Origin of the sequence: Bifidobacterium saguini DSM 23967, assembly GCF_000741715.1 — a bacterium.
GTDB lineage: Bacteria > Actinomycetota > Actinomycetes > Actinomycetales > Bifidobacteriaceae > Bifidobacterium > Bifidobacterium saguini.
In genome coordinates, this window is record NZ_JGZN01000003.1 from 89500 (window position 1) to 102559 (window position 13060).

Annotated in this window: 7 protein-coding genes; all 7 read left to right on the top strand. The window is 55.6% G+C overall.

The features are described 5' to 3' along the window. Positions 1 to 35: 35 nt before the first annotated feature. The 7 genes from BISA_RS00475 (at position 36) to pdxT (ending at position 13045) form a co-directional block, all read left to right on the top strand. Positions 36 to 1559, top strand: coding sequence for a SpaH/EbpB family LPXTG-anchored major pilin (locus tag BISA_RS00475; RefSeq protein ID WP_033889563.1), 1524 nt, complete (start codon positions 36 to 38; stop codon positions 1557 to 1559). Between the two features lie 888 nt (positions 1560 to 2447). Further along, complete coding sequence (locus tag BISA_RS00480) at positions 2448 to 3734, top strand: deoxyguanosinetriphosphate triphosphohydrolase (RefSeq protein ID WP_033889564.1); 1287 nt, start codon at positions 2448 to 2450, stop codon at positions 3732 to 3734. Positions 3735 to 3812: 78 nt separating this feature from the next. Further along, positions 3813 to 5903, top strand: coding sequence for a DNA primase (dnaG, locus tag BISA_RS00485; protein WP_033889566.1), 2091 nt, complete (start codon positions 3813 to 3815; stop codon positions 5901 to 5903). 171 nt (positions 5904 to 6074) lie between these two features. Continuing rightward, on the top strand, positions 6075 to 8879 hold the full coding sequence (locus BISA_RS12115) for a transglutaminase domain-containing protein (RefSeq protein ID WP_051917235.1): 2805 nt from the start codon (positions 6075 to 6077) through the stop codon (positions 8877 to 8879). Between the two features lie 221 nt (positions 8880 to 9100). After that, positions 9101 to 11278 carry a S8 family serine peptidase gene (locus tag BISA_RS00495; RefSeq protein ID WP_051917236.1) on the top strand — a complete coding sequence of 726 codons (2178 nt, stop codon included), beginning with the start codon at positions 9101 to 9103 and terminating at the stop codon, positions 11276 to 11278. A 250-nt stretch (positions 11279 to 11528) separates the two neighbouring features. Beyond that, positions 11529 to 12404: a pyridoxal 5'-phosphate synthase lyase subunit PdxS gene (gene pdxS, locus BISA_RS00500; protein WP_033889567.1), complete on the top strand. Its 876-nt coding sequence runs from the start codon at positions 11529 to 11531 to the stop codon at positions 12402 to 12404. Positions 12405 to 12406: 2 nt separating this feature from the next. Next, on the top strand, positions 12407 to 13045 hold the full coding sequence (gene pdxT / locus BISA_RS00505) for a pyridoxal 5'-phosphate synthase glutaminase subunit PdxT (protein ID WP_033889568.1): 639 nt from the start codon (positions 12407 to 12409) through the stop codon (positions 13043 to 13045). Positions 13046 to 13060 lie beyond the last annotated feature (15 nt).

Genomic DNA, 13060 nt, shown 5'->3' on the forward strand with positions numbered 1-13060 from the left:
GGCACAAGTAGTAAATAAGGAAGAGAGGATTTCTCATGAAGATGAGGAAGCTTTTCGCGGGTCTCGCCGCTGCGGCGACCCTGCTCGGTGGCCTGGCCATCAGCGCCACCACCGCTAACGCGGCTAATGGTGATGCTGTCACCGATAACGCCACTTTTACGTTCACCGCTGAGACTGCAGAGCAGCTGACTGGACGTAGCGTTACCGCATACAAGATTGGTGAGTATGTGCAGTATGGCACCGGCGACAATGCCGCCTATGCTGTGCAAACTGTTGCTGGCAATGCCGAGGCTGTTAAGACTGCTCTTGAGGCTGCTGGCCAGACGGATGTTACGGCTGATTATCTGGCTAATGCTCTTGCTGCTGGTTTCCTGGATAAGTCGGGCACTCGTGCATGGACTGATGGTACCACTCGTAAGTTTGCCAACAACCTTGCCGTAGCTACTTTGACTGGTGGAGAGCCCGTTACTTTGAGTGATGCTGCTCCAGTTGATGGTGGCACTGGCGATGGGGCTTACTCTGCAACCGTGGATCTTCCTGCAGGCATTTACCTGTTTGTGGACAATACTGCTGCCACCGGTGAAATCACCAAGGCTGTTCCAATGGTTGTTGCTTCCGGCACTGTCACGAACGGTGCTATCACCAGCCCGACTGCTGGCGCAACCGTGAACTTCAAGAACTCCAAGAACACCGACAAGACCAAGATTGCTGACAAGAACAGCGTCTCGGTTGGCGACACGATTGAATACACGCTGACCGGCAAGGTTGCTAACCCGGCACCCGCATCCTTCGAGTTCACCGATCGTCCGGGCACTGGCCTGACCGTCGCAGCAAACATTGCATTTACGGTTACCGCTGATGGTACTGCTGTACCTGCTGATGATTACACTGTCACTGGTCTTGATTCCGAGCTTGTAGGCGATGGTACGAAGACCTTCGCTGTTTCCATCAAGGCCGATAAGCTCGCTGATTATGCGGGTAAGACCATTGTGGTGAAGTACTCTGCAACTGTTAACAGCGCAGCCGCAAATCAGGATCAGGTTGTCAACGAACTGCAGGGCAACGATGGTACCTACAAGCAGACCACCGTCAGCCTCTTTGAGTTCTCCATCCACAAGACCGATGCTGCCGGTAACGCTCTGGAAGGTGCTGGCTTCACCCTGTACAACGAAGATGGCACTGCTGCTATCCAGCGTGATGGCAAGGATTACGTACTTTCTACCGATGCAAATGGTGATTTGACCTTCTCCGGCTTGGCTGCTGGTACGTACACGGTCAAGGAAACCTCGGTTCCGACCGGTTACCTGCAGAACAAGCCTGAGTTCAAGGTCACGATTGCCGAGAATGGTGGTGTGACTCTGGCACAGGGTGATGTTTGGGGTCTCGTTACCCTGAATGACAAGACCTTCACCGTCAAGAACGTCAAGTCCATCACTCAGCTGCCGTTGACTGGTGCTGCTGGCACTGCACTGTTCGCCGTTGTGGCACTGCTGCTGGCTGGCGCTGGCGTGACCGTGTTCACCAAGAGCCGCGGTACCAAGCGTGCACTGAACGCGTGATGCATAGCATGTAGCTTGTTTGTCACGAGCAAGATGCATGTGTAATAAGGAAAAGGACGCGTCAGCCAAATCGGTTGCGCGTCCTTTTCCGTATCGTAATTAATTTTGTTGCCTTTTTGAATTAATTGTCCTTGCATACTTAGGTTCGTTATAGATACCATCTAGATATCTAAACGATTGCAGTGCTTGGCTGACACAGCTATGCCAAGCGACGCATTCCGAACATATTTTCAATGTGATGCGAGTGAGTCGAACGGAGGCCGCTGTGGAAATCGGCGAGTTCACGAACGAGGAGATTGCTTATCTGCGTTCGTTGCCGGCTGTAGAACGCGTAACCAACGGGCGTATACGGTATACGGAGCAGTTTAAACGAGAATGTATCCGACGCTATCTGGCTGGCGAATCTCCTGCGCGTATTTTCCATGATTCTGGGCTGGATTCATCTTTGATAGGGTACAAGCGCATCGAACGTTGTATTGCTCGATGGCGTGCCCATTACGGTGATGAGGTGGCTGCTGAGCCTATCAATGCTGATGCTCACTCTCAAGTGGAAAGCTTTGTGGCTGACCGTACCAATGAACGTACGTTCACGCCGAAACTACGAGTACGTAACGGTAAACGGGATTTACGTGATCTTCTGATTGCACAACAGGTGCGTCGCATCGCCGAACTCGAGCACGATCTTGAAGAGACCAAGCATGAGCTCGAAGAGGTGCAGCATTTCCATCCCGTCGAAATCCACGATGCCGCTGGCGAAGAGACCGCACCCGGCGAGACCGAAAATTGGCCTGGGGGGGGGTATCCGATTAAGGCTTTTTTGCGGGATGTGGTGGAAATCTGGTTAGTTTCGTTCTTAACGTGTGTCCGGTTGCCCTCTATGCTGGGGTTATGGAAACAACACGGGATGGGGAACCGGTACTGGTTAACGAGGGGTACAGTGCTTTCGATGAGGAGCGTTGGGCTCCGGAACCTCCTAAATCCAAGTCGCGCACCGCTTTCGAACGCGATCGTGCGCGACTCATTCACTCGTCTGCGTTGCGGCGGCTCGGTGCCAAAAGTCAGATCCTGGTGGCCGGCACCGATGACTTCGCCCGCACGCGGCTCACTCATACGTTGGAAGTCGCTCAAATAGGTCGCCAAATTGGGGCATTGCTTGGCTGTGACCCGGATGTGGTCGATTGTGCGTGTCTTGCTCATGATCTCGGTCACCCGCCATTCGGACATAATGGCGAACGAGCCCTTGCTGAAATCGCAAAAAACATTGGCGGATTCGAGGGCAATGCGCAAACCATGCGCATCCTGACCCGTTTGGAGCCTAAAGTATTCCACCCGGATGGTCGCTCGGCTGGCGTGAACCTGACCCGTGCCGCGTTGGATGCGGCAGTCAAATATCCGTGGACTCTGGCAGAAGCCGATCAGCACCCGAAAGGGGAAAGGTCCAAGAAATTCTGCGTCTACCCAGATGATGAGCCTGTATTCCGTTGGCTGAAGCAGCGCGCTCCTAAGGCTGCTAAGCCGATGGAATGCCAAATCATGGATCTTTCCGATGACATTGCCTACTCGGTGCATGATGTGGAAGATTCCATCGCCACCGGTGCGTTCGATCCGATTGTATTGGCCGACCCGCAGATTCTCGACCATATTATTGAGCAGACGCGAGCCTGGTATGGCACGAAATGGGATGCCGATAAGCTACTCGCCGCATTCATGCGATTCCGCCGCGAACATGTGTTCCCCGCACACTTCAACGGGTCGCGGCAGGCTTTAGCGCAGCTGAAGAACATTACATCCGATTTGATTGGACGATTCTGCTGGTCGGTGGAAACCGCCACCAGAGACACGTATGGGAACGGTCCGTTGACGCGATATTCCGCCAATATCGTGATTCCCGAGGAAACCAATTACGAGATTGTGGCACTCAAAGGCATTGCCGTGTATTTCGTTATGGCACCGCGCGAACGCGAACCGTTCCATGAGGAAGAACTCAAAATCGTCGAAGACCTGATTGACGTGCTCATGGCTGATTCTCCAGCTCCCTCAGACGCCTTGGAAAGTCAATTCTTGGAAGACTGGAACGAATCCACCAATGACGACGAACGACTACGCGTCGCCGTCGATCAAGTAGCCTCCCTGACCGACGGCTCCGCCCTAGCCCTCCACTCCATTTTGTGCTGACATAACTTCTTTCATCAGGATTGAAAGCGGAGGGCAAAATTTTACCCTGTCCGTAATCAGGCGGTAGTCTAGAGAACTATGGTCGGGATGATTAAGAAAGAAGACGTTGAGAAGGTGCGCGCTGCCGCGGACCTATATGACATCGTATCCGCGACCGTAACGCTGAAGCCATCCGGCACTGGTACGTATGTAGGTTTGTGCCCCTTCCATGACGAGAAAACCGGCAGCTTCAATGTGCGCCCTTCGCTTGGCGTATGGCATTGCTTCGGCTGCGGTTTGGGCGGCGACGTATTTAAATACGTGGAGCAGTCCGAAAACATTGACTTCCGCGAAGCCGTGGAACTGCTTGCGGATAAATACCACATCGAACTGCATTACGAGAACAGCGGCAATGCCGCAAGCCGTCCGGACGGCACCGGCTCCAAACGTACGCGTCTGCTGGAAGCCTGCGAGGAAGCGCAGCGGTTCTTCGTCTCGCAGATCCTGACCCAGGAAGCATTGCCCGCGCGCAAGCTGCTCGGAGGCCGTAATTTCTCGCAAGCCGACTGCGAACGCTTCGGCTGCGGTTATGCGCCGCAAGGCTGGGATAATCTCGTACGCCATTTGGCGTCCAAAGGCTTTACACAAAAAGAGATCCTTGACGCCGGTCTGGCACGCCAAGGCCAGCGCGGTATCTACGACTACTTCCGCGGCCGTGTAACCTGGCCTATCCGCGATTCGACCGGCCGAACGCTCGGTTTCGGTGCCCGCAAACTCTATGAGGATGACCAGATCGCGGCGAAATACATTAATACGCCGGATACACAGCTGTACCGTAAAACCCAAGTGCTGTACGGCATTGATTTGGCCAAATCCGCGATTGTAAAAAAACGCCAAGTGGTGATTGTGGAAGGCTACACCGATGTGATGGCCATGCATTTGGCCGGCATCGACACCGCCATCGCCACCTGTGGTACCGCATTCGGTGCCGAACATGCCAAAATCGTGCGTCGCCTCATCGCCGATGATTCACTGGGTGCTGTGCAATTGGTTGGTCCGCTTAAGGTTAAGGACCAGCCGTTGAGCTCGCGCATCGTATTCACATTCGATGGCGATGCGGCCGGTCAGAAAGCCGCATTGCATGCATTCGGCTTGGACTCGGCATTCCTTTCCCAAACGTTCGTGGCCGTGGCCGATGACAATCTCGACCCTTGCGATTTGAGAATCGAACGAGGCAATGAGGCAGTGCGCTCGCTCATCGCCCATGCCAAGCCGCTCTACGATTTCGTGATTGATGCCGCCATTGCGCGCTTTGACCTGACGTATACGCCCGGCCAAGTGGGTGCAATGAAGGCGGTGGCACCGCTCGTGGCGCAAATCCGCGACCGTTCCCTTTGGGATGCATATGCACGTAAAGCCGCAGGACGCATAGGCGTGGATTTGGAAGTAATGCGCCGCGAAGTCATGACCGCACGCCGCCAAATGCATGTGCGCGACGAAGACGCGTACGCCGCCAAACGCCGCTTCCAAAACGAAGCCCCGCGTGTGGAACCGGGCACCAATCCATACGCCAACCCAGCTGCTCGCAAAGCATTGGAACGGCAAGATGCCAAGGAGCAAGCGTACTTCAAGATTGATGATGCCGTATTCATTGCCGAACAGCAGTTCATGGCCACGCTTATTCAAGTGCCGCGCGCCATTGACCGCACGATGTTCAGTCAACTGACGCTCGACCATTTCATGAGCCCGGTGTTCCGCACCCTATTCCAAGCGATTGCGGCAGCAGGAGGATTACCCTCCGATGACACTCCGCAAGGCCTGTGGATGCATAACCTCACTAAGGCCGGTGGCCCCATGCTCAATCAAGTAATCAATGAGCTGGCCGTTATGCCATTGCCATTGCCGGGAGATGACACAGGTAACGGAGCTCAGCCTCCGCAACCCAACGTGCCAGGCAATGCTGCGGCTGTGCAATTGCGCCCCGCCACCAAGGAAGAGCAGCGGTATGCCTCCGAGCTGCTCACTAGATTGTTGGACATGGGCTTCATGCGTCAGATTGGTTTGGCCAAACGCCGTATGGCCCAACTGCCGGACGGTGAAGAGAAGATTGCGCTGCTTGGGCAGATCACTCGTATGGAAACCGCGCGCAAGGATTTGCAAGCACAGGTATATGGCAATACCGTCGGATAATGAGTAATGCACATATGAACAATGGTTGTACACGTTGAAAATCAGTAGCGCGATTATTTCGCGCTACATCTTTCAGTGCTAAGCTCGAGCTCAACGTGAGTAATGTCACGGCGGTACAGAACGAAGGGGTTTTCCGAAGTATCTCGGAAATATTGAGAAGGGCGAATCACCGTGGAATCGCAGCAGCCACACAACGACAACAACCAACCATCCCAGCCATCCGGGCAATGGCAACAAGGTCCTGGGCAGAACACCGGCGCGAACCAGTGGCCGCAGCAAGGACAGTACAGCTCACAGGGCCAGTACGGTCAATACAACCAATATGGTCAGCAGCCGCCTCAACCTGCGCAGCCGCAATATCAACCAGTGCAATACGCGCAGCCACAGCAGCCGCAATATCCAGCACAGCCGCCATACCCCGCGCAACAGTACCCTCAGCAATACCAGCCCAACCCGGCACAGCAGCCCAACCCGCAACAGCCGCAAACCCAGTGGGCGCAGTCTCCTCAATACCCTCAACAACCTCAATACCCACAAGGGCAGCAGCCATACCAGCAGTATCAAGCCGCGCAGCCGGGGCAGCAACCGTACCGGCCACAGAATCCAAACCAGCAGACTAGCTATCCAACCCAAGCACAGCCCGGTGCTCGGAGCACTTCACACAAAGCCAAGCATCCTCAACGAAACAAGACAGGACAAGCTAAGCCCAAAGGCCAAAAGCGCAAGCCGAAATGGTGGGTCATTCTCATCGCCATCGTTGTGGCGTTGGCCTTGGTATTCGGCATCGCATCCGTTGCCGGATACTACATGCTGAAGGCGGACGGTGCCATCGACGGCATCATGGCCGACTCCACCATGCCCAACAAAGAGCAGGCCTATGCCGGCATGCCCAGCGATAAATACCAGTTCAAAGACCCCATTGCCGTAGATACCTATTATGAGTTCGAACTCATCATGAAGGATCCGGTCAAGATCAAAGACAGCGTCAAGTGGGGCGAGGCCCAGATGACGGGCGTTGATCTGAGCCTTGATGATTGTGTTCGCGTCTACCAGGATTCCTCATTCGGCGTGCCAGTGCCCACATCGACGATTGCCACCGAACCATTTAACGACAAAGAAGGCACGGGCACCATCACGGTGTCGGGCAACATGGATTTGCCGAAAGACATGCAGCACGGTGATTCCATCGGCAAGGAGCGCGGTTTCCTGCCTTCGGACGGTTATTACTACGTGCAATATGTGGGCGCGAACGGCAAGAAACTCTCCAAGCCCATCGTGCAGTTCTTCCGCGTCAAGGAACACACGGATATCACCCGCTTGCCGCAGGTGAACAATGTGACGCCGGTGGTGAACAAAGACGGTGGCGTCGATATTTCCTGGGACAAGGTCGATGGCGCGAAGTCGTACAACGTATATGCGTACATTCGATTCCAGGCGCGAGGTAACGAGGGCGACGAGAACTACTCGCCGGAGCACTTCAGCCTGGAGAAGATTGGATCGTCCAGCAAGACGCAGCTGTTGTCCGCCGACTACGACAAGCCCAAGGAATACAAGGATGATACGCTCGGCACTAGCGTGTTGAAGCAAAACATGGCATTCCAGTCGCTGGCTGTGGAAAGTCAGGATTACCTGAATCGATGCGAGAAGGACACGTCTGAATATTGTGCCGAAGCGTTGCAGGAAGCAGGCGGCGGTTGGGATGCCGAGTCGGCCGGCAAGCTGTACTTTGTGGTTACGGCAGTGGATAAGGATGGCCACGAAGGCCGTTGGCATGCTATTGACGCCAATAATCTGGTGCCCACCATACCCATCGGGCAGGCAACGCAGGCTCAGACCGATCAATGGTCTTACGGTCTGAAAGGTGTCTTTGGTGAAGACAACACCGTTGAGGAAGACATGCAGGCCTACGTGTACACGTTCGTGGAAATGGCGAACGGAGCCACTGTGGCTGTTCCCAGCGAATTCAGTGATTTGACGAGTAACGGCCGCAATGGCTGGAAATTCATTTACAGTGCTCCGGGAACTAAGATTAAGAACACTGGAAATTTGTATTACGAAGGCGACCTCACTCAGACCTTCAGCCAAATCACCAAGGCTGCCACGGATGCGCTGCCTAAGGCTGGTGGCGTCTTGGATCGGTTGAATTCGGTCGGCAAAACGGACTGGACCGGTTACGACAAGAAGAAGATTGATTCCGACACCAAGGAATCGCCGTTCTTCAGCTACGCGTCCACTGATTTCGGCAAATATCTGGCGAACAATATTCTCAATGGCCATGAAGTGATTGACATCACCAAGTATGCCAGCGACGAATATCAGACCAGCACGCAGGATGTGATGTCCGAGGTGATTTACCAGAATCCGTATATTGCCGTCGATTCGACGCGTGTGAGTTACACGGTTCGTAAGAATGGCGATAAGACCGTGATGTGGGTCAAGTATCCCGAGAATTACCAGCAGCGCCAGAAGGAAGTCGAGTCTTTGGTGAACTCCGTTAAGGGGCAGTTCCAGGGCTCCGACAGCGACAAGGCGGTTGCCATCGACCAGTACCTGGCTGGCAAGATGGAATATGACTATGACTCGATTAGCACGCTGGGAGACAAGAATACTTCCAAGAGTACGTTTGACAACAGCAATACTGATGTGCTGGAGAAGTATCCGAACGCATGGAGTGTGTACGGCATGGTTAGCGGCAAGGGCGTGTGCATGTCTTACGCCTACGCGTATCAGGTGCTGGCCAAGGCTGCGGGATTGGATAGCCGTGTGGTGGTCGGCTCCGTATCTGGAGCGAAGATATCTCACGCGTGGAACTACGTGCATATCAATGGTGAGTGGCTGCTCATCGATTCCACATGGGATGATACCGGCAGCACGGCCTACGACAAGTATCAGCTCAAGAAGCCGTCCGACGTGACCGACCATTTTGCCTTTGAGCAGGGCTGGACTTTGGCCTCCGAAGCTGGCAACTACAAGTAGGCAATAGATGCGGCGTTGTAATACTGATGTGCTGCAACGTACCGTCGCCTCGTAATGCGTCTCCTCTGCCCTCTGCAGAGGAGACGCATTTTTGATTCCTGCCGATGATGATGTTCTCAAAATTGAGAAAAAGTTCAGATTTGAAACATTCCCGCAATTATCATGTGGCCGAACGTTTTGTGCGCCGATGGCGCACAACAATCGCACATGAGAGGGAAGACATGACAACATTGCGCAATGCTGCCGCATGCGGCATAAGCATCGCGCTTGCAGCCGGCCTCTGCCTAGCAGGTCTGGCATCAAGCGCGCAAGCAGAAACAGCCTCCACTGTGGTTTCGCCAGCCGCCCAAGAAGACGGCGTGCGCAACTACGTGCTGAACCTGCCGGAAAACACGTCTGCAAATCAGCTTGCCGCAGTAGTGAACGCGGCCGAACAATTGGGCGCCAAGCCGCTTATGCAATATCCGCAGCTGCACGCCGTGTTCGTTCAGGCGCAAGCCAAAGATTTCGCACAGCAGGTTGCCGCCGCTTCTCAGAAAGCCGGCGTCACATTGGATTCGGTTGGAGCCACGCGTACCGCAGTCGTCACCGGCCAAGAGGATTTGTTCGGTGGCGATAGCAGCAATGACAGCTCCGGTGCGGACACTAGCGCTGATGTGAGCGCACAGTCGGAAGCAAAGCTGGAAAACGAGGAATCGCAGTCCTATAAGACCGCCAAGAATTCTGCGCAATCCAAGGATGCTGATGCTTCCGATACCGACAGCACGAATGCCAATGGGCCTACGGCATCCAGCGAATCGGATCCGGATGTGACGGAAGACAAGGCGTGGGGTGTTATTGCCACCGGTGCAAGCCAGGCATTGCCGGTTATCGAACATAATGTGAAGCTCGCTAAAACCGTGGTGGGCATCCTTGACTCCGGTGTGGACGACACCCACCCGGATATTGCGCCGAACTTCGATGCCGCCGATTCCGCCAACTGCAATGTGAACGGTATCCCGGATAATTCCTATGGCGCATGGCGCCCGACTTCGAACGCGCACGGCACGCATACCGCAGGCACTGTGGCCGCTGCGCACAACGGCATTGGCGTGGACGGTGTAGACCCGCAGGCCACCATCGCCGCAGTAAAGACCGGTAATGATGATGGTCTCCTGTACCCAGAGTATGTGACCTGTGCAATGGTGTGGGCTGCCGACCATCATTTCGCCGCCACCAACAACAGCTACAGTGTTGACCCGTGGCTGTACTGGGTGCCGAGCGATCCCACGCAGACCGCCGGCTATGAGATCATTCGCCGTGCGGTGGCATACGCCACTTCGCAGAACGTGGTGACCGTGGTGGCCGCCGGCAATGAAAACTCCGATCTGGACCACCCGACCACCGATTCCGAAAGCCCGTATGACGGCACCGCCATCCCGGACCGTGATGTGAGCAATGGTGTTCAGCTGCCATCCATGCTGCCCGGAACGGTAATCGTTTCCTCCAGTCGCAAGGCTTCCGTAACCAATCCGGGAGCCGGCATGTTCCCATTGACTCGCCCGGATGACCCGTATGGTTCCAACTACGGTAAGAAGACCATTACCGTGAACGCTCCTGGCGACCGTATTTATTCCACGACTCCGGTCACGCCGGTGGATTGGAATAAGGCTTCGTACGACACCTTCAGCGGCACTTCGATGGCCACGCCGCACGCTACCGGCGTGGTGGCGCTGATTCGTGGCATTCACCCTGATTTCACCGCCGCTCAGACGGTTGAATTGCTCAAGAAGCAGGCCGGTTACGATTACGATCTCATCGCACCGCCTACCGATGGTGCTGAATTCCGCGGTGCCGGCTTGGTGAACGCCTATGCTGCCGTGACCAAGGATCAGCCGCAGCCCAAGGTGCAAAGCGTGGAATACTCCACGGACGGCGGCAATACGTGGACTGCATTTGCTGATGGTACGCGACTGACCGGTACGGTTGAAGTGCGAGCCACGGTGGGCGGTTCGGTGTCCGCGGTTACGCTCAGCAGTGGAGACACCAAGGCGCAAGGTACTGCGGAAGCTGGCGAGCCGGTTACCGTGACGCTGAAGCTTGACTATTCGAAGCTGGCCAAGGATGCGGACAGTGAGCTCTCCATCGCCGCAGACGGCTTGAACTCTGCGCCTGATGCGGACGATGACATCAGCCAATCCGTGCATTTCGTGGCCGCAGCTGCCGATAAGGGTAACAGCGGCAACAAGCCGAGCGCTGGCACCGGGGATGCAAATAAGGATCATGCCAATACGGCAAAGCCTTCTGCCAAGAAGCCGGGCATGCCGCTGACCGGTAGCGATATCGCCGCTATTGCCGCGGCGGTCGCCGTGCTGGTGGTTGCCGGTGGTGTGGTGCTGGCGGTTCGTCGTCGTGCATGATACGGCAGATTAATGCCCTCGATGGCCGACTGATTGGTTGGCTGGCCAACTGATTGTCGGTGGTTTGAAGCGGGAATGTGCTGGGTATTGGCATATTCCCGCTTTTGCTATGCGGAAGCTGGCGGAATTGGATGGGTGAAGAGGTTGGCGATTGGCCCCATCCAAATTGGACTGGTTTGGTGGTGTGCTTATATGCGTGCCTAATAATGAGCGGGACGATAACGTTCACTTTCAAACGAAGGGGATACTCATGGCAGGCAATCGTGCGGAACTCAACCGAAACTTGGCTCAGATGCTCAAGGGCGGCGTCATTATGGATGTCACCACGCCCGAACAGGCGAAGATCGCCCAGGATGCAGGCGCTTGCGCGGTCATGGCGCTGGAACGTATTCCGGCCGATATTCGTGCAGCTGGCGGTGTTTCCCGTATGAGCGACCCGGCCATGATCAAGGGCATTCAGGAAGCCGTTTCCATTCCGGTTATGGCCAAGGTGCGTATCGGCCACATTGCCGAAGCCCGCATCCTGCAGGCCATTGATATCGATTACATCGACGAATCCGAGGTGCTCTCTCCTGCTGATGATGTTTACCACATCGATAAGAACCAGTTCGATGTGCCATTCGTGTGCGGTGCCAAAAACCTGGGCGAGGCGTTGCGTCGTATTGCTGAAGGTGCTGCCATGATTCGTACCAAGGGCGAGCCCGGCACTGGTGACGTGATTCAGGCCGTGCGCCACATGCGCACGATGAACAAGCAGATTCACGAGCTCGTCTCCCTGCGCGATGACGAAGTATACGAGGCGGCCAAGCAGCTCGCCGTGCCCTACGATTTGGCCAAGTACGTGCACGACAACGGCCGTCTGCCTGTAGTGAACTTTGCCGCCGGCGGTGTGGCCACCCCGGCCGATGCCGCACTGATGATGGAACTGGGCGCGGAAGGCGTGTTCGTAGGCTCCGGCATCTTCAAGTCCGGCGACCCGGCCAAGCGTGCCGCCGCCATCGTCAAGGCCACCGCCAACTGGCAGGATGCGGATCTGCTCGCCAAACTGTCCGAAAACCTTGGTGAAGCTATGGTCGGCATCAACGAAGACGAAATCCAGACCATCATGGCCGCCCGTGGAGAGTGACAATGGTTGTAGCTGTTGAATACATATCCAAAGAAGAATCAGATGATGCCGAATCCACTTCTCACGGCGTAACCGGCATTCTGGCTGTGCAAGGCGCATTCGCCGAGCATGCCGCCGTACTGGACAAGCTGGGGGCTCCGTGGAAACTACTGCGCTCGGCCGAGGATTTCGATGATTCCATTGACCGTGTGATTTTGCCGGGCGGAGAATCCACCACGCAAGGCAAGCTGCTGCGCTCCACTGGTCTATTTGAGAAAATCGACGCACACATCAAGGCCGGAAAACCAGTGTTCGGTACCTGCGCCGGCATGATTCTCTTGGCCAAAAAGCTCGATAACGACCCGAACGTGTATTTTGGCGCATTGGATGCCGTGGTGCGCCGTAATGCGTACGGTCGCCAACTTGGCAGTTTCGCCGCCACCGCGAATTTCGGGCAGCCGGGTTCACGGGATTATATTGCCGACTTCCCGCTGGTGTTCATTCGAGGCCCCTATGTGGTGTCCGTTGGTCCTGAAGCCTCCGTGGAAACCGAAGTGGACGGTCATGCGGTCGCTTTGCGCCAAGGCAAGATTCTTGCCACCGCGTTCCACCCGGAATTGACGGACGATACGCGCATCCACGAGCTGTTCCTCGCGCTGTAATCTCCCGCAGTGGAA